General features: G+C 70.0%; 23 protein-coding genes. 9 read left to right on the top strand and 14 right to left on the bottom strand.

Features of this window, described 5'->3' with window-relative positions; genetic code table 11:
• Positions 1-16 precede the first annotated feature (16 nt).
• From VGD32_RS12825 to folE, 8 genes are all read right to left on the bottom strand, one after another.
• Positions 17-397, bottom strand: coding sequence for a hypothetical protein (locus VGD32_RS12825; RefSeq protein ID WP_331032271.1), 381 nt, complete (start codon positions 395-397; stop codon positions 17-19).
• A 151-nt stretch (positions 398-548) separates the two neighbouring features.
• Positions 549-2063, bottom strand: a complete 1515-nt coding sequence (serS, locus tag VGD32_RS12820) for a serine--tRNA ligase (protein ID WP_331032270.1) — start codon at positions 2061-2063, stop codon at positions 549-551.
• 226 nt (positions 2064-2289) lie between these two features.
• The gene (locus tag VGD32_RS12815; RefSeq protein ID WP_331032269.1) at positions 2290-2757 is read right to left on the bottom strand and encodes a DUF411 domain-containing protein; all 468 of its coding nucleotides are present in this window, start codon (positions 2755-2757) and stop codon (positions 2290-2292) included.
• A gap of 405 nt (positions 2758-3162) precedes the next feature.
• Positions 3163-3942 carry a thiazole synthase gene (locus VGD32_RS12810; protein WP_331032268.1) on the bottom strand — a complete coding sequence of 260 codons (780 nt, stop codon included), beginning with the start codon at positions 3940-3942 and terminating at the stop codon, positions 3163-3165.
• Between the two features lie 74 nt (positions 3943-4016).
• Positions 4017-4352 carry a plasmid stabilization protein gene (locus VGD32_RS12805; protein WP_331032267.1) on the bottom strand — a complete coding sequence of 112 codons (336 nt, stop codon included), beginning with the start codon at positions 4350-4352 and terminating at the stop codon, positions 4017-4019.
• A 7-nt stretch (positions 4353-4359) separates the two neighbouring features.
• Positions 4360-4881, bottom strand: a complete 522-nt coding sequence (locus VGD32_RS12800) for a DUF4142 domain-containing protein (RefSeq protein ID WP_331032266.1) — start codon at positions 4879-4881, stop codon at positions 4360-4362.
• Between the two features lie 48 nt (positions 4882-4929).
• Complete coding sequence (locus VGD32_RS12795) at positions 4930-5655, bottom strand: RNA polymerase sigma factor (protein ID WP_331032265.1); 726 nt, start codon at positions 5653-5655, stop codon at positions 4930-4932.
• A gap of 59 nt (positions 5656-5714) precedes the next feature.
• Positions 5715-6347 (bottom strand): GTP cyclohydrolase I FolE, encoded by a 633-nt coding sequence (gene folE, locus VGD32_RS12790; protein ID WP_331032264.1) that lies wholly within the window; start codon positions 6345-6347, stop codon positions 5715-5717.
• 156 nt (positions 6348-6503) lie between these two features.
• Between folE and VGD32_RS12785 the strand changes: the two genes are divergently transcribed.
• Positions 6504-8057 carry an MFS transporter gene (locus tag VGD32_RS12785; protein ID WP_331032263.1) on the top strand — a complete coding sequence of 518 codons (1554 nt, stop codon included), beginning with the start codon at positions 6504-6506 and terminating at the stop codon, positions 8055-8057.
• Positions 8058-8064: 7 nt separating this feature from the next.
• On the opposite strand, the gene thiS is transcribed toward VGD32_RS12785, so the two are convergent.
• Positions 8065-8262 (bottom strand): sulfur carrier protein ThiS, encoded by a 198-nt coding sequence (gene thiS, locus VGD32_RS12780; RefSeq protein ID WP_331032262.1) that lies wholly within the window; start codon positions 8260-8262, stop codon positions 8065-8067.
• Positions 8263-8364: 102 nt separating this feature from the next.
• On the opposite strand from thiS, the gene aroQ reads away from it, so the two are divergent.
• From aroQ to aat, 4 genes are read left to right on the top strand one after another with little or no spacing between them, the layout of a single operon-like run.
• On the top strand, positions 8365-8832 hold the full coding sequence (gene aroQ, locus VGD32_RS12775) for a type II 3-dehydroquinate dehydratase (RefSeq protein ID WP_331032261.1): 468 nt from the start codon (positions 8365-8367) through the stop codon (positions 8830-8832).
• Between the two features lie 19 nt (positions 8833-8851).
• The gene (gene accB, locus VGD32_RS12770; RefSeq protein WP_331032260.1) at positions 8852-9361 is read left to right on the top strand and encodes an acetyl-CoA carboxylase biotin carboxyl carrier protein; all 510 of its coding nucleotides are present in this window, start codon (positions 8852-8854) and stop codon (positions 9359-9361) included.
• Between the two features lie 3 nt (positions 9362-9364).
• Positions 9365-10717: an acetyl-CoA carboxylase biotin carboxylase subunit gene (accC, locus tag VGD32_RS12765; protein ID WP_331032259.1), complete on the top strand. Its 1353-nt coding sequence runs from the start codon at positions 9365-9367 to the stop codon at positions 10715-10717.
• A gap of 5 nt (positions 10718-10722) precedes the next feature.
• On the top strand, positions 10723-11418 hold the full coding sequence (aat, locus tag VGD32_RS12760) for a leucyl/phenylalanyl-tRNA--protein transferase (protein ID WP_331032258.1): 696 nt from the start codon (positions 10723-10725) through the stop codon (positions 11416-11418).
• Here aat and VGD32_RS12755 read toward each other — a convergent pair.
• Entirely contained in the window at positions 11385-12050 is a 666-nt protein-coding gene (locus VGD32_RS12755; protein ID WP_331032257.1) for a DUF2155 domain-containing protein, read from the bottom strand. The genes aat and VGD32_RS12755 overlap by 34 nt on opposite strands.
• The gene (locus tag VGD32_RS12750; RefSeq protein ID WP_331032272.1) at positions 12047-12439 is read right to left on the bottom strand and encodes an NADH:ubiquinone oxidoreductase subunit NDUFA12; all 393 of its coding nucleotides are present in this window, start codon (positions 12437-12439) and stop codon (positions 12047-12049) included. Before VGD32_RS12750 ends, VGD32_RS12755 begins: the two co-directional genes overlap by 4 nt.
• Positions 12440-12639: 200 nt before the next feature.
• Here VGD32_RS12750 and VGD32_RS12745 point away from each other — a divergent pair, with 200 nt between their 5' ends.
• The 3 genes from VGD32_RS12745 (at position 12640) to VGD32_RS12735 (ending at position 16581) form a co-directional block, all read left to right on the top strand.
• Positions 12640-15036, top strand: coding sequence for a TSCPD domain-containing protein (locus tag VGD32_RS12745; RefSeq protein WP_331032256.1), 2397 nt, complete (start codon positions 12640-12642; stop codon positions 15034-15036).
• Between the two features lie 64 nt (positions 15037-15100).
• Positions 15101-15592, top strand: coding sequence for a pentapeptide repeat-containing protein (locus VGD32_RS12740; protein WP_331032255.1), 492 nt, complete (start codon positions 15101-15103; stop codon positions 15590-15592).
• Between the two features lie 74 nt (positions 15593-15666).
• Positions 15667-16581, top strand: a complete 915-nt coding sequence (locus tag VGD32_RS12735; protein WP_331032254.1) for a pentapeptide repeat-containing protein — start codon at positions 15667-15669, stop codon at positions 16579-16581.
• A gap of 34 nt (positions 16582-16615) precedes the next feature.
• Here the strand turns inward: VGD32_RS12735 and aspS are convergent, their stop codons facing one another.
• Positions 16616-18397: an aspartate--tRNA ligase gene (gene aspS, locus VGD32_RS12730; RefSeq protein ID WP_331032253.1), complete on the bottom strand. Its 1782-nt coding sequence runs from the start codon at positions 18395-18397 to the stop codon at positions 16616-16618.
• Positions 18398-18956: 559 nt separating this feature from the next.
• On the opposite strand from aspS, the gene VGD32_RS12725 reads away from it, so the two are divergent.
• Complete coding sequence (locus tag VGD32_RS12725; protein WP_331032252.1) at positions 18957-19640, top strand: DnaA ATPase domain-containing protein; 684 nt, start codon at positions 18957-18959, stop codon at positions 19638-19640.
• Between the two features lie 137 nt (positions 19641-19777).
• On the opposite strand, the gene gatB is transcribed toward VGD32_RS12725, so the two are convergent.
• Together gatB and gatA are read right to left on the bottom strand one after the other, a co-directional pair.
• Complete coding sequence (gene gatB, locus VGD32_RS12720) at positions 19778-21280, bottom strand: Asp-tRNA(Asn)/Glu-tRNA(Gln) amidotransferase subunit GatB (RefSeq protein WP_331032251.1); 1503 nt, start codon at positions 21278-21280, stop codon at positions 19778-19780.
• Positions 21281-21523: 243 nt separating this feature from the next.
• Entirely contained in the window at positions 21524-23002 is a 1479-nt protein-coding gene (gene gatA, locus VGD32_RS12715) for an Asp-tRNA(Asn)/Glu-tRNA(Gln) amidotransferase subunit GatA (protein WP_331032250.1), read from the bottom strand.
• Positions 23003-23062 lie beyond the last annotated feature (60 nt).

Genomic DNA, 23062 nt, shown 5'->3' with positions numbered 1-23062 from the left:
GCTCCGATCAGTTCGTTCAGTTCGCCGGCCGGATGTCGTCGGCCAGGATGACGAAGGCGCCGCCGCACTCGTTGCGGATGGCCGAGCCCTCGTGCTCGATCCGGTTCCCCGGCAGGCCCGCCGACCACGCCGCCGTGCGGCCGGTGATCGTCACCTTCTGACCCCCGAGGTCGCGCACGGCCTGGCGCATCTCGTCCCGCGACGCCGCGCCCGACACGCACGGCCGCGAGAACGGCTGCAGCACCTGGTCCTGGTCGGCGTACAGCTGAAACTCCTCGCCGCCGAACCGCACCCAGCCGGTGAAGGCGGTGTCGGCGGCCGAATACTGCGGCGTCGCCGGGCCGGTGGCGCAGGCGCTCAGGGCCAGCGCGGACAAACCGATCAGAAACTTCGTCATCGCAATCTCCCTCTCTTCCGCTCATCCCGGCGAACGCCGGGACCCAGTTCTTCGGGTGATCCGGTCGCCCCGGATCGCCCTCAATCCTAATCCCGACCGCCAATGCGCAACGACAGCACTGGGTCCCGGCTTTGCGCCGGGATGAGCGGTTCTAGGTTGGCCCAATGTGGGTCACGCCGCCCATATAGGAAATCAGCGCATCGGGGACGGTGATGCCGCCATCGGGCCGCTGATAGTTCTCCATGATCGCCACCAGCGTCCGCCCGACCGCGAGACCCGAGCCGTTCAGCGTGTGCACGAACTCGGTCTTCTTCTCCCCGGCCCGCTTGAAGCGCGCGTCCATCCGCCGGGCCTGGAAGTCGCCGCAGTTGGAGCAGCTGCTGATCTCCCGATACGTCCCCTGCGACGGCAGCCACACCTCCAGATCGAAGGTCTTGCGCGCCGAGAACCCCATGTCGCCCTTGCACAGCAGCATGCGTCGATACGGCAGCCCCAGCTTCTCCAGCACCACCTCGGCGCAGCGCACCATCCGCTCGTGCTCGGCCTCGCTGTCCTCCGGCCGGGTGATCGAGACCAGTTCGACCTTGTGGAACTGGTGCTGCCGGATCAGCCCGCGCGTATCCCGCCCCGCCGACCCCGCCTCGGCCCGGAAGCACGGCGTCAGCGCCGTCAGCCGCATCGGCTCGGCGAGCTGCTCTTCGGGCAGGATCTGCTCGCGGACGAGATTGGTCAGCGAGACCTCGGCGGTGGGGATGAGGAAGCGTCGGCTGTCGCCGCGCTCAACAATCTCTTCCAAGCTACGGCGCTGACTTTCTGCCCGCTCTTGAAAGGCTTCAAACTTTGACAAGATCTTCTGATAGGCCGCCTCCCCGTCGGGCGTGGCCCTAAGTTCTGGGACGAGGGGGTCATAGAGTTCCAGCAGTTCGTGCCAGTTCTCGTACGCGAATTTCGACCGCTCGAAATCTGTGATCACCTCTTGGTAGTCTGAGGACGCTTCAAACAAATCCTCTTCGAATTTCGGCAGCTGCCCTGTGCCGAACATCGTCTTGTCCTTCACCAGATAGGGCGGATTGACCTCCAGATAGCCGTGCTCGGCCGTCTGCACGTCCAGCATGAACTGGCCGACGGCCCGCTCCAGCCGCGCCAGCCCGCCCTTCAGCACCGCGAACCGCGCGCCGCTCATCCGCGCCGCCGCCTCGAAGTCCAGCAGCCCCAGCGCCTCGCCCAGATCGGCGTGATCCTTCGCCGGCCCTGTCTTGCGCGGCTCGCCCCACGGCGTCCCGACCAGCACGTTCGCCGCCTCGTCCTCGCCGTCCGGCACGTCGTCCGCCGCCAGGTTCTTCTGGGCCGCCAGCAGGTCGCGCAGCGCCTTGCCGGCCTCGGCCTCGACGGCCTCCTGCGCCGCGATCTCGCCCTTCAGGCTCTCGACCTCGGCCTTCAGCCGTTCGGCCTCGGCCATGTCCTTCTTCGCCATCGCCGCGCCGATCAGCTTCGACGCCGCATTGCGCTTCGCCAGCGCCTCCTGCCCCGCCGTCTGCGCCGCGCGCAGCTGGCGGTCCAGCTCCAGCATCCGGTCCACCACGGCCTGCGCATCCTCCACCCCGCGCGACGACCACCCGGCCACGAAGGCGGCGGGATTGTCACGGATGGCGCGGATGTCGTGCATGGTCGGTCTCGGTTCGGGGAGCGCCTGCTCTAACCCCCGCCGCGGATTCCGCCAACCCGCCAAGCGGTCCCTTCTCCCCTTGGGGGAGAAGGTGCCCCGGCAGGGGCGGATGAGGGGTGAATCGGCTTCGGACTAACGGGCGGACGGACTGGCTCAGGAGTCCCCCTCATCCGTCTCGCTCCGCGAGCCACCTTCTCCCCCGGAGGGGAGAAGGACGCGAGATCGTTCACCCCCGCCCGTGCCGCCCGAACACCCGCGTCTGCCCCGACCTCAGAACCAGCAGGGTGTCGTACGGCTGCTGGCGCCCGCCCGGCGCCTCCATCCCCGGCGACCCCATCGGCATGCCCGGCACGGCCAGCCCCACGGCCTCGGGCCGTTCGGCCCGCAGCCGGACCACGGCGGCCGCCGGCACATGGCCCTCGATGGCGTAGCCGTCGATCACCGCGGTGTGGCAGGACGCCAGCGCATCGGGCAGCCCGCGCGCGCGGCGGACCGTCCCCGGATCCTCCACCACATGCACCGCCACCGTGAAGCCGGCCTGACGCATGTGCGTCACCCAGCCCCCGCAGCAGCCGCAGGTCGGCGACTTGTACACCGCCAGCGCCCGGCTCCCCGGCGTCCGGGCTTGCGCCCTGCCCGCGAAGGCCGATGCGGCGCCCGAAGCGATCAGAACCCGGCGGCTGATGGTCGGCATGGCCGTTCCCCGTTGCGAAGTCCCGGCCAGTCTAGGGACGGTTTCATCGCGGGACCATCCTGCGAGCTTGCGGCCGACTGTCCCGGAAAAGGCGGTTGCTGCGCTGCAAATCCGCGCCCCGCCATCATAATTTCACCGGCCACGCCGTTGTTTTCGCTGTGGAAGACCAGTTCGCCAGCGTCATGAACCCGCCGCAGCAAGCGGGCGCCCCATAATGGACTGGTCCATGCGAGCCCCGGCCCGCCGGTCTTTGACAATCGAATCCCCCGCCGCACCGCCCCAGGCGCGCCGATGCAGACTCTGCCGACCCTGCCCCCCGGTTTTCCGCGCGCGTGCCGAGCCTGCCTTCCCTGCACCCCGCGATTCGGTTTCACCCGGGTAAAATCCCCGGAGCCGGTTCCGGCCTCAGATCAGTCCCGCCATCGGCGAGCTGGCGCTGGCGTACATCCGCCGCGGCATCCGCCCCGCCAGATAGGCTTCCCGCCCTGCGATCACCGCATGCTTCATCGCGCTGGCCATCAGGATCGGATCCTTCGCCCCGGCGATGGCCGTGTTCATCAGCACCGCGTCGCAGCCCAGCTCCATGGCGATGGTCGCGTCCGACGCCGTGCCCACGCCCGCGTCGACCAGCACCGGCACGCCGGCCTGTTCGACGATCAGCCGGATGTTGACCCGGTTCTGGATGCCGAGGCCCGAGCCGATCGGCGCCGCCGCCGGCATGATCGCCGCGGCCCCCGCCTCCTCCAGCCGCTTTGCCATGACCACGTCGTCGGTGCAGTAGACCATGACGTCGAAGCCGTCCTTCACCAGCAGGTCCAGCGCCCTCAGCGTCTCGACCATGTCGGGATACAGGTGCGCCGTGTCCGACAGCACCTCCAGCTTGACCAGGCCCCAGCCGCCCGCCTCGCGCGCCAGCCGCAGGGTCCGCACCGCGTCCTCGCCCGTGAAACAGCCCGCCGTATTGGGCAGGAAGGTGAACCGGTCCGGCTTGACGTAATCGACCAGCATCGGCTGCGACGGATCGCTCAGGTTCACCCGGCGCAGGGCCACGGTGACGATCTCGGCGCCCGCGGCCTCGGCGGCGGCCGCGTTCTGGGCGTAGTCGGCGTATTTGCCGGTGCCGACGATCAGCCGCGACGAGAAGGTGCGGCCGGCGACGGTCCAGGTGTCTTGGGAGGCGGTCATGGCGGCCAGATAGACCTTCTCTCCCGCCGGGAGAAGCGCCCGATCGTCTCAGGCGGCCATGCCGGCCCCCATGGTCAGGCCGAGACCGTCAGCACCCCCGTCATGCCGGGATGGAAGCGGCAGACATAGGCGATGCGCCCGGCCCTCCGCAGCACGGTCCGGCCGCTGGCCCCCGGCGCCAGGTCGACGTCGAACAGGTCGCGCGCCGTGGCCGTGTGCCGGAACAGGTCGCGATTGACCCAGACGATGGTGTCGCCGACCCGCAGGCCGGCCGGCGACGGCCCGAACCTCATCTTCTCCATGACGATCGTGTGGGTCCGCGGCCGGGCCGTCGCCGGCAGGGCGGCGACGGCGGCCGAGGCCGCGACGGTCAGCAGAACCGCGCGGCGGGTCGGGTCGGCGCTTCTCATGACCGGCCTACCGCACCGAGGCCGCGAGATGCTCGGCATGGGTCTGGTGCGACTGGAACAGGGTCAGGCCGGTCTCCAGCAGGGCCTTCAGTTCCGCATTGTCGGCCTGCGGGATCAGGGTCCCGCTCAGCGCCCCGTTGACCGTCCGGTGGAAGGCGGCCTCGTTGGCGACATAGGCGGCGTCGAACGCCTCGCCCTCCAGCGCCTCCAGCCGGGCATGGGTCGCGGCGGCGGCTTCGGTCAGGGCGGCGCTGACCGGATTGGCCTCGGGAGTCACCTGCAGTCGGGTGACCAGCGCCACGGCCTGGTCGTTCACCGCCGCGTGGTCCCGGGCCATCAGCTCGGCGAAGGCGCGGACCTCGGGATTGGTCGACTTCTCCAGCGCCTGCCGGGCCGCCGCGACATCCAGCTGGCCGGCGGTCCAGGCGATGTGGGCGATCTGGGCGTCGGTCGGGCCGGCGTCCTGCGCCGAAACGGCGGCGGCCGGCGCCAGCGTCACGGCGGCGGCGAGAATCAGGCTTCTGAACATGGGGTTTTTCCTCTGGACCGGCCGGAAGCGGCCGCCGTCCATTGGATGTCACGCCGCCCCGGAGGTTCCCGGCGTCGTGGTCAACCGCCCCTCGGCCGCCAGCCGGGCCAGCACCGCCTCGGTGATCCGGGCGCAGCGGGCCCCCAGGAACGGGAAGGCCTCGACCATGGTGCTGGCCAGCCGGGCGTCCAGCGCCGCGCGCAGCAGCCGCCGGGCGCGGTGCAGACGGGTCTTCACCGTCTCCGGCTTCAGGCCCAGCGTGGCCGCCGTCTCCTCGATGCTGAGCTCGTCGATGTCGCGCATGATGAAGACGATGCGGAAGGCTTCCGGCAGGTCGTCGACGGCGTGCTCGATCAGGCCGCGGATCTGGGCCCGCGCCGCGTCCGCTTCGGGGCTCGCGCCGCCGAAGGCGTTGGGAAAGGGAATCACCTCGGCTCCCTCCATCTGCGCCGCCTCGATCTGGTCCAGCTGGACCGTCGGCCGCCGCCGCCGCAGCCGGCCCCGCGCCTCGTTGAGCACGATGCGCGTCAGCCAGGTCATCACCCCGGCCTCGCCGCGAAACCCGCCGATCGCCGCGAAGGCGCGGGCGTAGGCCTCCTGCAGCACGTCCTCGGCCTCGCCGTCGTCCCGCACCACGCTGCGCGCCACCCGGAACAGGCGCTGGTTGCCGCGCTGCATGATGACCCGGAACGCCTCGCCGTCGCCGGCCTGGGCCAGACGCACCAGCTCGGCCTCGCCCATGCTGTCGTGATCAGCGCGTTTCAGGTTCCGCATGGCGTTCTCCAGCTTGCCGAATTGGTTGGATGCGCCGGCCGGCGCAAGGTTCCCGCCGCTCAGCCGGCCAGGGCCGCCAGCACCTCGCGGCGCGCCTCGCCGCTCTCGAACACGCCGGTGAAACGCCGTGTCGTCAGCGAGGCCCCGTGCTTGCGAACCCCGCGCGACGACATGCACTCGTGCGCCGCCTCGATGATCACCGCCACGCCGCGCGGCCGCAGCGTCCGCTCCAGCTCATCGGCGATCTCGGCCGTCAGCCGCTCCTGGATCTGCAGCCGTCGCGCATAGGCGTCGACCAGCCGGGCCAGCTTGGAGATGCCCACCACCTGCTCCCGCGGCAGATAGGCCACGTGCGCCACGCCCCGGATCGCCGCCATATGGTGCTCGCACACCGATTCCACCGGAATGTCGCGCAGCAGCACCATCTCGTCGTAGCCCGCCACCTCGCCGAAGGTTCGCTCGAGAATCGCCGTCGGGTCTTCGCCATAGCCGGCGAACCACTCCTCATAGGCGCGCACCACCCGGCCCGGCGTGGCCTGCAGGCCCTCGCGGCGCGGATCGTCACCGGCCCAGGCGATCAGGGTCCGCACCGCCGCCTCGGCCTCGGCCCGGCTGGGCCTCCGGTACGGCAGGCAGGTCGGTTCGGCGCGGCTCTCCTGCGCCTCGGCGGCGGTCTGACTGAATGCAAGCATCAGGCGATCCTCATGGTGTCTGCGTCGGCCGTTGGATGCAGAGGACCTCCCCGGGGTTCCCGTCCGGCCGTTTGCCGCTTGATCCAGGCCTCTCGACGCATCGGCCGCCCGCCGCTAGGTCAGACTCGCCGGTCGCACCGGACGGGGAACGCCATCTTGACCATCGCCAGAGTTTTCGGCGACCGCCGCCACGCCTGGGCCTTCTGGCTCGGATGTCTCATCGTCACCGCCGGTGTAGCCCTGCACCTGCCCATGTACTGGATGGGCCGCGGCATGGGTTTCCGCCTCGTCGGCATGGCGATGGACGCCGGCATGATGTGGGGTATGGCCCTGATCGTCGGCGGCGTGGCGCTCGCCGCCTTCGGCCTCCTTCCGGCGCACAAGGGCGACGACACTCCCCTCGAGGTGCTGGCGCCGCCCGAGGACGCGCCGCTGACCCGGGCGCACTGGGTCATGTGCGCGCTGCTTTCCGTCGCCCTGATCGTGGACATCATGAAGCCGGCCAGCCTCGGCTTCGTCACCCCCGGCATGCGCGAGGAGTACGGTCTGTCCGACGCTTTCGTCGCGGTGCTGCCGTTCGCGGCGCTCAGCGGCACCGTGGTCGGCTCCTTCGTGTGGGGCTGGCTCGCCGACATATACGGCCGGCGCGCCTCGATCCTGCTGTCGTCGGTGATGTTCGTCGGCACCTCCATCTGCGGCGCCATGCCGGACTTCTGGTGGAACGTCGGCATGTGCTTCCTGATGGGCGCCGCGGCCGGTGGCATGCTGCCCGTCGCCTATGCCCTGCTGGCCGAGATCATGCCGACGAAACACCGCGGCTGGGCCCTGGTGCTGGTCGGCGGCATCGGTGCCGTCGGCGGCTATTTCGCCGCCAGCGCCCTGTCCGCCTGGCTGCAGCCCGACTGGGGCTGGCGGATCATGTGGTTTCTCAACCTGCCCACCGGCCTGATCCTGATCGCGCTCAGCCCCCTGCTGCCCGAGTCGGCGCGCTTCCTGCAGCACGTCGGCAGGGGCGAGGAGGCCCGCGCCATGCTGGCGCGGTTCGGCTCCCGGGTGCAGGCCGTCGCGGCGCCGGCCGTCGAGGAAAGCCACTCCCACCTCCCGCCGGTCGATCGCCGCCACCTGGCCATCACCATCGCCCTTACCCTCGCCGCCCTGGCCTGGGGCCTGGTCAATTTCGGCATCTTGCTGTGGCTGCCCAGCGCGCTTGTCGCCGAAGGCCGCAGCGTCGAGGCCGCGTCGGCCCTGATCGCGAAATCGACCCTGATTGCGGCTCCGACCATTCTGCTTTCGGTCTGGCTCTACAGCGCCTGGAGCACGCGGGGCGCCCTCGCGCTGATGCTCGGCGTGACGGCGGTCGGCCTGTTCGGCCTGCTCTTCCGCAGCATGGGGGTCGCCTTCCTCGCCGACCCCGTCATCGCCCTGGCCCTGCTGATCGTCGGTTCCAGCGGCGTCATCGCGATCATCCTGCCCTACACGGCCGAGAACTACCCCCTGCGCATCCGCGGCCGCGCCACCGGCTGGATCGCGGGCTGCAGCAAGCTGGGCGGTCTGCTGGCGCAGGGGCTGAGCGTGCTGGCCGCCGCCCCGCCGCTGGCCGCCGCCGCCGCCGCCGTGGGCGCCCTGGCGGTGGCCTCGCTGGGCTTGATTGCGGTGCTGGGACGGGAGACTCGCGGTCGCGACCTGCGCGATCTCGAGGAGTCCCGTTAGCCCCGGCTCAGCCGCCGCCCACGAACTGCACCACCTCGATCCGGTCCCCCTCCGCGATCGGCGTCACGCCATGCAGGGACCTGGGCACGATTTCCAGATTGCGCTCGACGGCCACCTTGCGAACGTCCAGCCCCAGTTCCTCAACGAGGGCCAGAACCGTCGCCGCCGCAACCTCCCGGGGTTCGCCATTGACCTGAATGCGCATGCCGCTACGTCAATCTCTCGCGGCGGACGGTTTGATTACCGCCACGCCTCAGCTAAAAGGCCGCTCCGAATCCGCGCGGCCGGATGTCATAACCTCGAGCGAATGCCCGAAACCCCCGTCCTCTACGTCCTGAACGGCCCGAACCTCAACCTGCTTGGGGTCCGCGAGCCGGACATCTATGGGCGCGAGACCCTCGACGACGTGCGTGGGCTGTGCGAGCGGGCCGGGAACCCCGCGACCATCGTCTTTCGCCAATCCAATCACGAGGGCGTGCTGATCGACTGGATTCACGAGGCCCGCGAAAAGGCTTCGGCGCTTGTCATCAACCCCGCCGGCTACGGCCACACCTCCGTGGCCCTGCTCGACGCCCTGAAGACGCTGACGATTCCCGTCGTCGAATGCCACCTGTCCAATCCGGCGGCGCGTGAACGCTTTCGCCACCGCTCCTATGTCTCGCCGGTCGCGGCCGGCGTGGTTTCGGGCTTCGGCCCGTTCAGCTACGAACTGGCCGTCAAGGCCGCTCTCCGGCTGGCGCAGGAACACCGCGCCGCCGCCGACCGTTCGGTTTAAAAGGTAACAAGAGGCTCCAATGGCCGATCCCAAGACGCCCGCGCCCAAGCTCAAGAACGACGAGATCGACACCGCCCTGGTGCGCTCGCTGGCCGACATCCTGAACGACACCGATCTGACCGAAATCGAGGTCGAACGCGGCGATCTGAAGATCCGCGTCGCCCGCGAGGTCACCATGGCCGCTCCCGTGCAGTACGCAGCGGCTCCTGCAGCAGCCCCCGCACCGGCTGCAGCCCCCGCCGCCGCCCCGGCTGCGATGCCGTCAGACCCGGCCACGATCGTGGCGAAGTCGGGTGAAGAGGTAAAGTCGCCGATGGTCGGCACCGCCTATCTGCAGGCCTCTCCGGAAGCGCCGCCGTTCGTCCAGCCTGGCGACAAGGTCAAGAAGGGCCAGACCCTGCTGATCGTCGAGGCCATGAAGACGATGAACCCGATCCAGGCTCCCCGCGACGGCATCGTGAAGGAGATTCTGGTCGGCGACGCCCAGCCGGTCGAGTTCGGCGAGCCGCTCGTCCTGCTCGAGGCGTAAGCCATGTTCACCAAGGTTCTCATCGCCAACCGCGGCGAAATCGCCCTGCGGATCCACCGCGCCTGCAAGGAGATGGGCATCTCCACCGTCGCTGTGCATTCCGAGGCCGATCGCGGCGCCATGTGGGTGCGGCTGGCCGACGAGAGCGTCTGCATCGGTCCCGCCCCGGCGGCCAAATCCTATCTGAACATCCCGTCGATCATCGCAGCGGCCGAAATCACCGGCGCCCAGGCCATCCACCCCGGCTACGGCTTCCTGTCGGAGAACGCCCGCTTCGCCGAGATCGTCGAAGCCCACGGCATGACTTTCATCGGGCCCAAGCCCGAGCATATCCGCATCATGGGCGACAAGATCACCGCCAAGCAGACGGTGCTGGAGGCGGGCATCCCCTGCGTGCCGGGCTCGAAAGGCGAGGTCGAAACCGTCGAGGCCGCGATCGAGGCGTCGAAGGCCATCGGCTTCCCGCTCATCGTCAAGGCGGCCGCCGGCGGCGGCGGGCGCGGCATGAAGGTCGCCCTGACCGCCGACGATCTGGTCGAAGCGGTGCAGACCGCTCAATCGGAAGCCCAGGCCGCCTTCGGCAACGGCGCCGTCTATATGGAGCGCTACCTCCAGAAGCCGCGGCACATCGAACTGCAGGTCATCGCCGACAGTCACGGCAATGTCGTCCATCTCGGCGAACGCGACTGTTCGCTGCAGCGCCGCCACCAGAAGGTGCTGGAGGAAGCTCCTTCGCCTGCCCTCTCCGCCGTCGAACGGGCCCAGATCGGCCGCACCGTCAACGAAGCCATCGGCAAGATCGGCTATCTGGGCGTGGGAACCATTGAATTCCTTTGGGAAGATGGAGAATTCTTCTTCATCGAGATGAATACGAGACTGCAGGTCGAGCATCCGGTGACGGAGATGATCACCGGGGTCGATCTGGTGCGTGAGCAAATCCGTATCGCGGCGGGGCTGCCGCTGTCGTTCACCCAGGACGACGTGCATTTCGAGGGTCACGCCATCGAGTGCCGCATCAACGCCGAGAACGCCGAGACCTTCACCCCGTCGCCCGGCACCATCACCGATTTCCACGCGCCGGGCGGCCTGGGCGTGCGGCTGGATAGCGCCATCTACGCCGGCTACTCGATCCCGCCCTATTACGACAGCCTGATCGGCAAGCTGATCGTGCACGGCCGTGACCGGGAGGAGTGCATCGCGCGGCTCAAGCGCTCGCTGGGCGAGATGGTCGTGGGCGGCATCGACACCACCATTCCGCTGTTCCAGAAGCTGCTGCAGGAGCCGGACATCCTGTCCGGCGACTACGACATCCACTGGCTCGAGCAGTGGGCCAAGCGCCAGAAGGGCGACGCCTAGGCCTGGTGGACGAGCCGGGCTTCAGCGCCAGCGGCCCATTCGGCGGTTTCGGCCCCGCCGAACTGCTGGACTGCTACGCCACGGGCGTCTTCCCGATGGGCGAGGCGCGCGACGATCCCCGAGTCTTTCTTGTCGAGCCCGAGCAACGCGGCGTCATCCCGCTGGACGGCTTCCGCATCCCCGGCCGGCTGAAGCGGACGGTCCGCAGCGACGCCTTCCAGGTCCGGGTGGACACCGCTTTCGCGGCTGTGCTCGAGGCGTGCGCCGCACCGGCGCCGGGCCGGGAGGACAGCTGGATCAATGGGCCGATCCGGAGACTCTACCTGGAACTGAACGCGCGCGGCCACGCCCATTCGGTCGAGTGCTGGCGGGAAGAGCGGCTGGTCGGCGGACTCTACGGCGTGACGCTGGGCGGCGCCTTCTTCGGGGAGAGTATGTTCAGCCGCGAGCGCGATGCGTCGAAGGTGGCGCTGGTGCACCTCGTGGCGCGACTGAAGCGGGGCGGCTGGCGGCTGCTGGACGCCCAGTTCCTGACCGCTCATCTGAGCCAGTTCGGCGCCGTGGAAACGCCGCAGGCGGCCTACCTCAGGCTGCTCAAAGCGGCCCGGACGATCCGTCCGGACACCCGCTCCCTGTTCAATCCGATGAGCGGCCCCGAGGCTGTCTTCTACGCCTTGCACCCCACGACCCAGGCGTCATAGATCGGGTGCTGCAGACCGCTGACGGCGGGCGCCGAAGCGAACATCCAGCCGCGGAAGATCTGCCGCGGTTCAGAGGCCTGCAGCACGCCGCGCGGCTGGAGGCTGACCTCCAGGTAGGCGATCGAATCCTGCACCAGTTCATCCGGCGCGGACACTTCGCAGGCCCGGGCGGTGAAGATCAGGGTCTTCTGGAACCGGACCGGCCGGCCGCCCACCTCGACCTCGAAGCGCATGGTCTCGGCGGTGACCTTGTCGACCGCCTCGACGATGGCGACGCGGCGGCGCTGACGCCGCCCCGGCGTCGCCGCGGGTGCTGCGGCCGGCGCCGCCGTGGTCGCTTCGGCTTCCGCCTCCTCGCCGGGCTCCTCGTCAGCGTCCGCCGGGTCTTCCGCGATCACCACCACCGGCGCAGGCGGCGTGATGGCGATGGGGGCGGCGGGCGCGGGCGCCGCCTCTGGGGCCGGCTCCTGGGGCACAGGCGGGGACGGCTGGCGGTTCAGGTCGGCCGTAGGAGTCTGGGGAACCGGCTGGGCGTCCTGGGGCGCGTCATTCAGCGCCGACGCGACGACGGCGCCGGACGCCAGCAGCGCCAGCGCGGTGACACCCGCCAGGATGGTTCCCCTGCGGTTCATTCGGGACGCCAGGCTTCGTAGTCGCCCGTGGCGGCCGGCCGCCGTCCCTCAGCGGCGAGCGAGCCCTGCGGCCGCCAGGCCATCGGCGTGCCGGTCAGGTTCGGCAGATGGTCCTTTTCCCACGCCCGGCGCGGCAGCGGGTGTTCGGTCGGCGGCTCGTCGAACGTATAGTGCAGCCAGCCGTGCCAGTCCGGCGGCACCTTCGAGGCGTCGGCATAGCCGTTGTAGACAACCCAGCGCCGCCGGCGGCCGTCGTAGCTGCTGGTGTCGCGCGACTGGAAATACCGGTTGCCGAACTCGTCCGTACCCACCGGCACGCCGCGCTTGGCGATGGTGAACAGCGTGCCGATGGTCGCGCCGCTGGTCCAGCCGAAGATCTTGCCTAGCACGTCGGGAATCCACTCATTCAGGTCGCGCGGGGAGGCTGGCGACATCAGGCTGATCATAGAAACCTCCGCGCGGTCCGTCCAGCGCGGCGCGGCGGCGGCGCAACTCAACATCTTGGGGGTAACCCGACTCGTACACGCCAGATTTATTGCCAATGCCGACAGGAGGGCTAGCATCGCCCCAGCTCCGCCGAGACCGCCGCATGCGCCCGCCGTTCCGCTTCGCCCTGCTCGCCGCCCTCGCCCGTCGTCCCCGGCGCGAGATCGAGCGCGCCGACCGACTCTCGACGGTGCGCGCCCCGGAGAGCTGGCCCGACGCCCAGGTCGAGGCGTGGCTGGACTGGGCGGAGGGGCAAGGGTTCGTTCTCGAGGGGGATGATCCGCTCGCTGACGCCGCCGCCCGGTTCGCGGACGGACTGGGCTTGAGGGGCGCCCCGGCCGACGAGCTCGCGGCCACCCTGCTGCTGGGGCTGGCGACGCCGGCCGTTCCCCTCGCCACCTGGCCGGGCCGTCTGGATCTGTCAGACCCCGCCGCCGACCGCCGGCTGCGCGCGGAGATGGGCGCACGCCGCGCGGCCCGTCTCGCCGCCAACGCCGTCGAGGCGGCCGCCGCCTCGCTTCAGGCCGTCGCGGACGCGGTCAGCCGCTGCGAAGGCCCCCCCGGCGATTGCGCCGATCCCGCCCGGAACCCGGCTCTGGCCCGCGCGGCCGCGGCGGCGCGCCGCACCGGTGCGACGGACGCTGACATTCTTCGCGCCGTAGCGGGCGAGCCCTGCGAGGTCGGCCCCCTCGCCGCCCCCGTCTTCGCCCCCCTCGTCGCCCTGGCCGACCGCGATCTGATCGCCGCCGGCGCGCCGGCGGCCCAGCTCGCGGCCGAGGCCGCGATGGATGGGGACCTGATCCTGACCTTTGACGCCGAGGCGGCGGACGCGCTGTCTGAGGCTTCCTCCAGGCCTGCCGTCGTTGTCTCCCTGCCGACGTTGCACGCGCTAGCCGCCGAGCAATTCGGGACCGCGCTGTCCGCCCTCGTGGCGTTGTGGTGCAGGGCCTATGGGGAAGCCCGGCCCAGCCTGGGTCTCGGCGGACTGGCCGACGTGGCGGTCACCGGGGACCTCGCCGAGGCGGAGGCCCTAGCGGCCGACCTGGCCGAGCTGACGGTGGAGGACGGCGCGCCGTCCGGCCTGTTCGTCGACGATCCCGAGGCGAATCTGCGCCTCGGCCTGACTCCCTTCTCCGCCGCCGCCGACGTGTTCGAGACGCACGACGGCGGGATCGAAAGGCGCCTCAGACCTTCGCTGGCGGCGGCGATCGCCCGCGCCGGCGGCGACATCGAATCCGCAGAGCGCCACCTGTTGGGGCGGCGCACCCTGGCCGGAGCGCCGGGGATCGACCATGCGGCGCTGCGCGCTCGGGGCCTGACGGATCTCGAGCTTGAGGGCATCGAGACCGCCCTCGGCCAAGCGCAGCGGCTCAAGGACGCCTTCCGCGCGCCGGCGCTCGACGCGGGCTTCCTTCGCGACGTGCTGGGCGTCGAGGACGCCGGCGAGGGCGATCTGCTGATTCGCCTCGGCTTCACCCCCGAAGCCGTGGCTGCGGCCGAGGCCTGGGCGTTCGGTCATGAAGACCTGTCGGCCTGGCCGGAAGCGCCGGAGGCCCTGCGCCCGGTGCTGGCGGATCTCGCCGCTTTCGAGAGGCGGCTGCGCGGCGCGCTTGAACCCTGCAGCCTCGCGCCGGACACCGCGCCGCTGGACCTCGACTGGCGGGCCACGCCCGCGCAGGGCGTCCGCCAACTGGGCGAGGCGGCGCGGAGCGGACGCCGCGCGGCGCGGCTGCTGCGGGGGCCCGCTCCAGCCGGACGCTGGCTGGATCTGCCGGAAGCGGACGCCCCGCGCGAACGGCGCCGGGAGCCGGAAACACGGGCGGTGGAACGCGTGGTCGAGAAGGTGGTCGAGCGCGACCGCACCCGCCGCAAGCTGCCGGACCGCCGCAAGGGCTATATCCAGAAGGCCGCCGTGGGGGGCCACAAGGTCTACATTCACACCGGCGAGTACGACGACGGCGAGCTGGGCGAGATCTTCATCGACATGCACAAGGAAGGCGCCGCCTTCCGCTCGCTGATGAACAATTTCGCCATCGCGATCTCGATCGGCCTGCAATATGGCGTGCCGCTGGACGAGTTCGTCGACGCCTTCGTCTTCACCCGGTTCGAGCCGGCGGGGCGGGTCACCGGAAACGATTCGATCCGCTCGGCGACCTCGATCCTCGACTACATCTTCCGCGAGCTGGGCGTGTCGTATCTGGACCGGCACGAACTGGCCAACGCGGATCCTGAGGGCCTGAACGCCGACGGGCTCGGGGGCGGTGCGGGCGACGACGTCGAGGCCGTGCCGGCGGCCCGCTTCATCTCCAAGGGGTTCGCCCGGGGGGCCGCGCCCGACAATCTGGTCGTGCTGCCATTCGGGCAGAAGCGCGAGCCGGCGGGAGGGGCGGCGGCCGGCGAGGCCACAGCGTGTCCCGCCTGCGGCGACTTCTCGCTGCAGCAACGCGGCGGAGGCTGGATCTGCGACACCTGCGGCGCCGCGCCCTCCATGCAGGGATAATCAAGGAATATCCGCCAGGGTGGCGTGAGACTTGCATCCCCGGGTGCGAGATACGGAGCCCGCCATGAAGCCGATCCTCACCGCCGTCCTCGCCCTCGCGGCCGCCACGACGGCCCTGCCCGCCTCCGCCCAGAACGCCGGCCAGATCGCCCGCGTGCGCGGCGGCGCCAGCTGCGCCGGCTGCAATCTGTTCCAGGGTGATTTCTCCGGCCTGCAGGCGCGGGGCCTGAACCTGAGCGGCGCACGGCTAAGGCAGGCTGATCTGAGCCTCAGCGTGATGAACCGGACGCGATTCTCGAACGCCGACCTGCGCGACGTGGAGGCGTACGGCGGCGTGTTCTCCGGATCCAGCTTCGCGGGCGCCGACCTGACCAACGCCAGCTTCGTCGGGGCCTATCTGGACGGATCGAACTTCAGCGGCGCGACGCTGCGCGGCGCCAATTTCGCCGGCGCGTCCCTCGAGCGGGCGACGGGTTTGAGTCAGGCCCGGTTGAACCAGGCCTGCGGGGACGAGGCGACCCGGCTGCCGCCCGGTCTGAGCATCCCGCACTGCTAGGCTGACAGCTGGCGGCCATCCACCTTACCGCGATTTAAGTAGGGTTTGCCGGGCTTTGAGGGCAGAAACGAAGCGTGACCCAGATCGACTCGCCCCTGATCCGCCGCCTCACCACCGCCAGTCTGGCGACGGGCGCCGCCGTGGCGGCCCTGATGGCGACGCCGGCCGCCGCCGAGATCCGGCTGCAGTACGGCGTGCAGGACCGCGACGTGGCGCGGATGGTCTCGCTGGGCGGTTCGTGCAACCGCTGCGAGCTGTCGGGCCGGGACCTGACCGGGGCCGCCTTCCACGGCGCGACCTTCATCAACGCCACGCTGGTCGGCGCCAATCTGCGGGGGGCCGAGCTGATGGGCTCCAACTTCTCCGGCAGCGACTTCAGCAGCGCCGATCTCGACGGCTCGACCCTGGTCGGGGCCAACTTCACCGGAGCGATCTTCGCCAACGCCAGCCTGGCGGGCGTCGACGCCTCGGGGGCCACCCTGGTGCGCACCCAGTTCAGCAACGCCGACCTGTCGGGCGCCCAGCTGAGCGGCGTCAACATGAACGGCGCGATCCTCGGCGGCGCAGACATGAGCGGCGGCGAGATGGTGGCCATGACCCTCGCCAACGTCAGCGCGCGCGGGACGGATTTCTCGGGTTCGGACATCAGCATGTCGAACCTGTCGAACGGCGACTTCCGCGGCGCGGACTTTTCGGAAGCGACGCTGAACGGGGCCCGGCTGACGGGCGGCTCGTTCATCAGCGCGGATTTCGAGGACGCGGAGATGAACCGTACCGACATCCGCGGCGCGGACCTGTCGCGGGCCCGGAACCTGACGCAGGAGCAGGTCGGCCGCGCGTGCGGCGACGCCGGCACGCGACTCCCGGGCAATCTGACAGCGCGGACCTGCCGCAGCGTTGTGCGGGTCACGCCGGCGCCGCCGCGGCCGCCGGCGCCGCCCGTGCCCCCCCGCAGCCGCAATCTCGTGGTCGCCAGCAGCGGCCGGTGAACAGGGGCCCCGCCCAGGCGGGGCCCTTTTCGCATCAGCCCTTGAGCGGCAGGGCCGGGCGGATGTGCAGTTCCTTGTACTGGCGCTCGGCCGCGTCCGACGGCGCGCTCATCAGCAAATCCTGGCCCTGCTGGTTCAGCGGGAAGGCGATGACCTCGCGGATGGCCGTTTCACCGGCCAGCAGCATGACGATGCGGTCGATGCCGGGGGCCAGGCCGCCGTGCGGCGGGGCCCCGTAGCGGAAGGCGTTCAGCATGCCGCCGAACTGGTCCTCGACCACCGAGGCGTCGTAGCCGGCGATCTCGAAGGCCTTGAGCATGATCTCGGCCTTGTGGTTCCGGATCGCGCCCGAGCACAGCTCGTAGCCGTTGCAGACGATGTCGTACTGGTAGGCGAGGATATCGAGCGGGTCCCTGGTCTGCAGCGCCTCCAGCTCGCCCTGCGGCATCGAGAAGGGGTTGTGCGAAAAGTCGACCTTCTTCTCTTCCTCGCTCCATTCGAACATCGGGAAGTCGACGATCCAGCAGAAGCGGAATTCGTCGTCGGCGATCAGGTTGAGGTCCTGGCCGAGCTTGATCCGGGCGTTGGCGGCGAATTTGTGGAACACGGCCGGGTCGCCGGCGGCGAAGAAGGCGGCGTCGCCCTGCCCCATGCCCAGCGCCGTCATCAGGCCGTCGGTCGCCTCGGGGCCGAGGTTCTTGGCGATGGGGCCGCCCCACGCGCCCTGGTCCTCCGACCAGAAGATGTAGCCGAGACCCGGCTGGCCCTCGCCCTGGGCCCAGGAGTTCATGCGGTCGCAGAAGGCGCGGCTGCCGCCCCTGGGCGCGGGAATGCCCCAGACGGCGTTCTTCGCGTCGGCGGCGAGGATCTTGTTGAACAGGCCAAAGCCGCCGTCGCGGAAATGCTCCGAGACGTCCTGCATCTCGATCGGGTTGCGCAGGTCCGGCTTGTCGGTGCCGTATCTGGCGATGCTCTCGCGGTACGGGATGCGGACGAAGGGATAGGGATCGACCTTCCTGCCGTCGGCGAACTCTTCGAACACGCCGTGCATGACGGGCTCGATGGCGGCGAAGACGTCCTCCTGCGTGACGAAGCTCATCTCGACGTCGAGCTGGTAGAACTCCAGCGAGCGGTCGGCGCGCAGATCCTCGTCGCGGAAGCAGGGGGCGATCTGGAAATAGCGGTCGAAGCCCGAGACCATCAGCAGCTGCTTGAACTGCTGGGGGGCCTGCGGGAGGGCGTAGAACTTGCCCGGGTGCAGGCGCGACGGGACCAGGAAGTCGCGCGCCCCTTCCGGCGACGAGGCCGTCAGGATCGGGGTCTGGTACTCCAGGAAGCCCTGATCGACCATGCGGCGGCGGATCGAGTGGATGACCTTCGAACGCAGCACGATGTTGCGGTGCAGGGTCTCGCGGCGGAGGTCCAGATAGCGGTGCTTGAGGCGGATTTCCTCGGGGTATTCCGGCTCGCCGAAGACCGGCAGCGGCAGTTCGGCGGCTTCCGACAGCACCTCGACGCCGGCGACGCGGATCTCGATCTCGCCGGTCGGCAGGTTCGGGTTCACCACCGAGGCCTCGCGGGCGATGACCTCGCCGTCGATGCGGATGACGCTCTCGGCGCGGAGGCGCTCGACCGCCTCGAAGCCCGGCGTTTCGGGGTGCAGGACCAGCTGGGTGAGGCCGTAGTGGTCGCGCAGGTCGACGAACAGAAGGCCGCCGTGATCGCGCTTGCGGTGCACCCAGCCCGACAGGCGGACATTGGAGCCCGCATCGGCCAGACGGAGGGCGCCGCAGGTGTGGGAGCGGTAGGCGTGCATGGTCGGTTCGTCTTGGAATACGGGCCGGGAAGGCCTCAAATCGGGAGGCCGGAAGGGCGCATTATCGCCCCCGAAAGTCAAGGCCGGCGGCGGTTGCGAGGCGGGCGCGACAGGCCTGGCCCGGAAGAAAAATGGGGGGGGCGGAGTCGGCAGACTCGGCAAGGTCGCGGAAAACGCGGGGGGCGGAGTCGGCAGAGTCGGCGCCGGCCCCGCGCGAGGTTCACGACGTGGCGATTCCGCCCTGTCGGCTTCGCGGCTCCTGCGGCGGAGCGGCGGCGGTTCGATTGTCAAAGACCGGGACCTCACAGGCGGGCATTATGCGCCCGCCGCTTCCCCAGGCGGGAAGACAGGTTTGAGAAACAGCCATCTCTTTGAAACGGCGCACGACTTTCGGCTGAACCCGACTATGATTCCGCGGATTGCCAGCACAGCGTCACGGCCCCGGGCGACCCTTGGGAACGACCCGGCGCGCCGAAGCATCCACAAGCGGAGCCGGTCTATTCACGGATGCGGCGCGGGCCCGGGCGGACAGGAGGCTGCGTCTGCTATGGTGAACGGGATGACCGCCCGCCCCTCGCCTCCCGACCAGATGCGCCTCCCGCTGCAGCGCGACCTGCCGGACGGGGCGGAGGGGTTCGTGGTTTCGGACAGCAACCTGGCCGCCCACGAAGCGCTGGGGGACTGGCCCGATCTGATCGGCGGGGTCCTGGCGCTGCACGGCCCGGAGGGGTCGGGCAAGAGCCGGCTCGGGCAGATCTGGGCCGAACGGGTCGGGGCCGTCGCCCTGCACGGAGCCGAGGCGGCGCTGATCGATCCCCTGGAGCTGGAGGGCCGTCCGGTGCTGCTGGACCGCGCCCGGGACGTCGACGACGAGACGCTGTTCCATCTGATCAACCTGGCCCAGGCGCCGGGCGGGGCGCTGCTGCTGGCAGCACGCGAACCGCCGTCGGCCTGGTCGACCAGCCTGCCCGACCTGCGGTCCCGGCTGGACGCTGTGCGGACCATCGCGGTGGAGGCCCCGGACGACGCCGTGCTGGCGGCCATGCTGGAAGCGCGCTTCGCCGAGCGCGGCATCCGCCCGGCGAAGGACGTCGTGCCCTGGCTGCTGCGGCGGATCGACCGGTCGGCGGCGGCGGCGGCGGCGGTCGTGGAACGCCTGGACGCGATGCACCGGCCGGTGACGCGGGCGCTGGCCCGGGCGGTGGTCGAGGGCGGGGACGAGAGCGGGGAGCTGTTTGAGTGAACCGGCCCCTTCTCCCCACCGGGGGAGAAGGTGTCAGGCGGAGCAAGGTCGGATGAGGAGTCGCACGGGAGAGGCCGGAGAGACCCCTCATCCGCCCTCCGGGGCACCTTCTCCCGCAAGGGGAGAAGGAAGCAGATTTAAAGCCCCAGCTTCGCTTTCAGGATGTCGTTGACGGCCGCCGGGTTGGCCTTGCCGCCGGTGGCCTTCATGACCTGGCCGACGAACCAGCCGATGGCCTGGGGTTTTTCGGCCACGGCGGCGGCCTTGTCGGGGTTGGCGGCGATGATCTCGTCGACGGCCTTCTCGATGGCGCCGGTGTCGGTGACCTGCTTCAGGCCGTGCGTCTCGACCACCTCGGCCGGCGAGCCCCCGCCGTTCCAGACATGGTCGAACACTTCCTTGGCGATCTTCGACGAGATGACGCCGGTCTCGATCAGCTCGACCAGCTGGGCCACGTGGGCGGCCGGCAGCGGGCATTCCGAGAAGTCCCTGCCGTCGGCGGCGAGGCGGGCGGAGAGCTCGTTGGTGACCCAGTTGGCGACCAGCTTGGCGTCGCGTCCCTTGGCGGCAGCTTCGAAATAGTCGGCCTTGGCCTGGTCCGAGATCAGCACCACGGCGTCGTATTGCGACAGGCCGTAGTCGGCCATCAGCCGGCGGCGCTTGGCGTCGGGCAGTTCGGGGAGCGAGGCCTTGATGTCGTCGATCCACGCCTGCTCCAGCTCGAGCGGCAGCAGGTCGGGGTCAGGGAAGTAGCGATAGTCCATCGCCTCTTCCTTGGAGCGCATCGAGCGCGTCTCGCCGGCCGTCGGGTCGTAGAGCCGGGTCTCCTGATCGACCTTGCCGCCGTCCTCGAGGATCTCGATCTGGCGACGCGCCTCGTAGCTTATGGCTTGAGAGATGAAGCGGAACGAGTTGACGTTCTTGATCTCGCAGCGCGTGCCGAGGTGGCTGAAGTCGCCGGTGGCCTTGAACTTCTCGTACTGGCCGGGGCGGCAGACCGAGACGTTGACGTCGGCGCGCAGGTTGCCCTTCTCCATGTCGCCGTCGCAGGTGCCGAGATAGATCAGGATGGTGCGGATCTTCTTGACGTAGGCGACCGCTTCTTCCGGCGAACGGATGTCCGGCTTGGAGACGATCTCCATCAGGGCCGTGCCGGCGCGGTTCAGGTCGACGTAGCTTTCGGTCGGCGACAGGTCGTGGATCAGCTTGCCGGCGTCCTGTTCAAGATGCAGGCGCTCGATGCCGACGTTGAAGAAGGAGCCGTCCTCGGCCTCGACCTCGATGACGCCCTCGCCGACGATCGGGTAGAACAGCTGGCTGATCTGATAGCCGGTCGGCAGGTCGGGGTAGAAATAGTTCTTCCGGTCGAACTGGCTGCGCCTGTTGATGCGCGCGTTGAGGCCGAGGCCGGTGCGGACGGCCTGTTCGACGCAGAATTTGTTGAGCACGGGCAGCATCCCGGGGAAGCCGGCGTCGACCAGCGACACCTGCTCGTTCGGGCCGGCGCCGAAGCCGACCGCGGCGCCCGAGAACAGCTTGGCCTTCGACGCCACCTGGGCGTGGATCTCCAGCCCCATGACGAGTTCCCACGGGCCGGTGCGGCCCTGGATGGTTTTGGAGGGGGTGGTGGTGTCGGTCATGGTCTTCTCTTACCCCTCTCCCATCGGGAGAGGGAGGGGCCCGGCGGCAAAGCCGACGGGAGGGAGTGGGGTTGCGGTGTCGGCCACGCCGGCTCGGCTGGCAGGGTTTTGCATTCTCGGGGGGCGGCAGACAACCGTGTCGTGGCTCGCCGGCGGAAAACGCATGTCGCCGTAACCCCACTCCCTCCCACGCCTGCGGCGCGGGCCCCTCCCTCTCCCTCAGGGAGAGGGTTTCGGATCAGACTACCACCACTTCTCCGGCCGGGCCGTGAAGCCGGCGCTCTGCTCCAGCACGTCGGCCACCTGGAACACCGTCGCCTCGTCCAGCGCCTTGCCGATGACCTGGAGGCCGAGGGGCAGGCCGCCCTTGTCGAGGCCGGCGGGCACCGAGATGCCCGGCAGGCCGGCGAGGTTGGCGGTGACGGTGAAGATGTCGTTCAGGTACATCTGCAGCGGATCGACCTGCTTGTCGCCGAGGGCGAAGGCGGCCGAGGGCGTCGAGGGGGTCAGGATGGCGTCGACGCGATCCCAGACGGCGTCGAAGTCCATGGCGATGCGGCGGCGGACCTTCAGCGCGCGGACGTAGTAGGCGTCATAGAACCCGGCCGACAGGACGTAGGCGCCGATGGTCAGCCGGCGCTGGACCTCCTTGCCGAAGCCCTCGGCGCGGCTGGTCTCGTAGAGGTCGGTCAGGCTGGAGGCCTTCTCCGCGCGGTGACCGAAGCGCATGCCGTCGTAGCGGGCCAGGTTGGACGAGGCCTCGGCGGGCGCGATGATGTAGTAGGCCGGCAGGGCGTATTTCGTATGCGGCAGGCTGATCTCGACGATCTCGGCCCCGGCGGCCTTGAGCCACTGGACGCCCGGGTCCCACAGCGCCGGGATCTCGGCGGGCATGCCGTCGACGACGTATTCCTTCGGCACGCCGATGCGCAGACCCTTGACGCCCTTGCCGAGCGACTGCGTCCAGTCGGGCGTCTCGACGTCGAGGCTGGTCGAGTCCTTCGGGTCGAAGGAGCACATCGAGCGCAGCAGGATGGCGGCGTCCTCGACCGTCTTCGCGATCGGGCCGGCCTGGTCCAGCGAGCTGGCGAAGGCGACCATGCCGAAGCGGCTGGCGCGGCCGTAGGTGGGCTTGACGCCGACGGTGCCGGTGAAGGCGGCGGGCTGGCGGATCGAGCCGCCGGTGTCCGAGGCGGTGGCGGCGAGGCAGAGGTCGCCGGCGACGGCCGAGGCCGAGCCGCCGGAACTGCCGCCGGGGGTCAGGTCGGCGTTGGAGGTCGAGGACTTCCACGGATTGACGACATTGCCGAAGGCCGAGGTTTCGTTCGACGAGCCCATGGCGAACTCGTCCATGTTCAGCTTGCCGAGCATGACCGCGCCGTCGCGCCACAGGTTGGCGGTGACGGTGGACTCATAGGGCGGGACGAAGCCGCGCAGCATGTTCGAGCCGGCGGTGGTCTGGACGCCGTCGGTGCAGAACAGGTCCTTGATGCCCAGCGGCGCGCCTTCGAGGGCGCCGCCCTCGCCCTTCGCCAGCCGGGCGTCGGCGGCGCGGGCCATCTCCAGCGCCTTGTCGGTGGTCTGGACGACATAGGCGTTGAGGCGCGGGTTGGCGGCGTCGATATTGGCGACGAAGGCCCTGGTGATCTCCTCCGAGGAGAAGTCGCGGGCCTTGAGGCCGTCGAGGGCGGCCCTGAGGGTCAGTTTCGTCAGGTCGGTCATGATCTACTCGACCACCTTGGGCACGACGAAGAAGCCGTCGGCGGAGCGCGGCGCGTTGGA

The organism is Brevundimonas sp. (genome assembly GCF_036402095.1).
In the GTDB taxonomy this organism is placed as follows: Bacteria; Pseudomonadota; Alphaproteobacteria; order Caulobacterales; family Caulobacteraceae; genus Brevundimonas.
This window is presented reverse-complemented; position numbering and strand designations above follow the sequence as displayed.

Coding starts and splice junctions, on each gene's coding strand:
- gatB (WP_331032251.1), bottom strand. CDS start 21,280: ATGACCGACACCACCACCCCCTCCAAAACCATCCAGGGCCGCACCGGC.
- VGD32_RS12810 (WP_331032268.1), bottom strand. CDS start 3,942: ATGACCGCCTCCCAAGACACCTGGACCGTCGCCGGCCGCACCTTCTCG.
- VGD32_RS12825 (WP_331032271.1), bottom strand. CDS start 397: ATGACGAAGTTTCTGATCGGTTTGTCCGCGCTGGCCCTGAGCGCCTGC.
- gatA (WP_331032250.1), bottom strand. CDS start 23,002: ATGACCGACCTGACGAAACTGACCCTCAGGGCCGCCCTCGACGGCCTC.
- VGD32_RS12795 (WP_331032265.1), bottom strand. CDS start 5,655: ATGCGGAACCTGAAACGCGCTGATCACGACAGCATGGGCGAGGCCGAG.
- aroQ (WP_331032261.1), top strand. CDS start 8,365: ATGCCCGAAACCCCCGTCCTCTACGTCCTGAACGGCCCGAACCTCAAC.
- accC (WP_331032259.1), top strand. CDS start 9,365: ATGTTCACCAAGGTTCTCATCGCCAACCGCGGCGAAATCGCCCTGCGG.
- VGD32_RS12745 (WP_331032256.1), top strand. CDS start 12,640: ATGCGCCCGCCGTTCCGCTTCGCCCTGCTCGCCGCCCTCGCCCGTCGT.
- VGD32_RS12740 (WP_331032255.1), top strand. CDS start 15,101: ATGAAGCCGATCCTCACCGCCGTCCTCGCCCTCGCGGCCGCCACGACG.
- thiS (WP_331032262.1), bottom strand. CDS start 8,262: ATGCGCATTCAGGTCAATGGCGAACCCCGGGAGGTTGCGGCGGCGACG.
- VGD32_RS12725 (WP_331032252.1), top strand. CDS start 18,957: ATGACCGCCCGCCCCTCGCCTCCCGACCAGATGCGCCTCCCGCTGCAG.
- folE (WP_331032264.1), bottom strand. CDS start 6,347: ATGCTTGCATTCAGTCAGACCGCCGCCGAGGCGCAGGAGAGCCGCGCC.
- serS (WP_331032270.1), bottom strand. CDS start 2,063: ATGCACGACATCCGCGCCATCCGTGACAATCCCGCCGCCTTCGTGGCC.
- VGD32_RS12815 (WP_331032269.1), bottom strand. CDS start 2,757: ATGCCGACCATCAGCCGCCGGGTTCTGATCGCTTCGGGCGCCGCATCG.
- aspS (WP_331032253.1), bottom strand. CDS start 18,397: ATGCACGCCTACCGCTCCCACACCTGCGGCGCCCTCCGTCTGGCCGAT.
- VGD32_RS12805 (WP_331032267.1), bottom strand. CDS start 4,352: ATGAGAAGCGCCGACCCGACCCGCCGCGCGGTTCTGCTGACCGTCGCG.
- accB (WP_331032260.1), top strand. CDS start 8,852: ATGGCCGATCCCAAGACGCCCGCGCCCAAGCTCAAGAACGACGAGATC.
- VGD32_RS12755 (WP_331032257.1), bottom strand. CDS start 12,050: ATGAACCGCAGGGGAACCATCCTGGCGGGTGTCACCGCGCTGGCGCTG.
- VGD32_RS12800 (WP_331032266.1), bottom strand. CDS start 4,881: ATGTTCAGAAGCCTGATTCTCGCCGCCGCCGTGACGCTGGCGCCGGCC.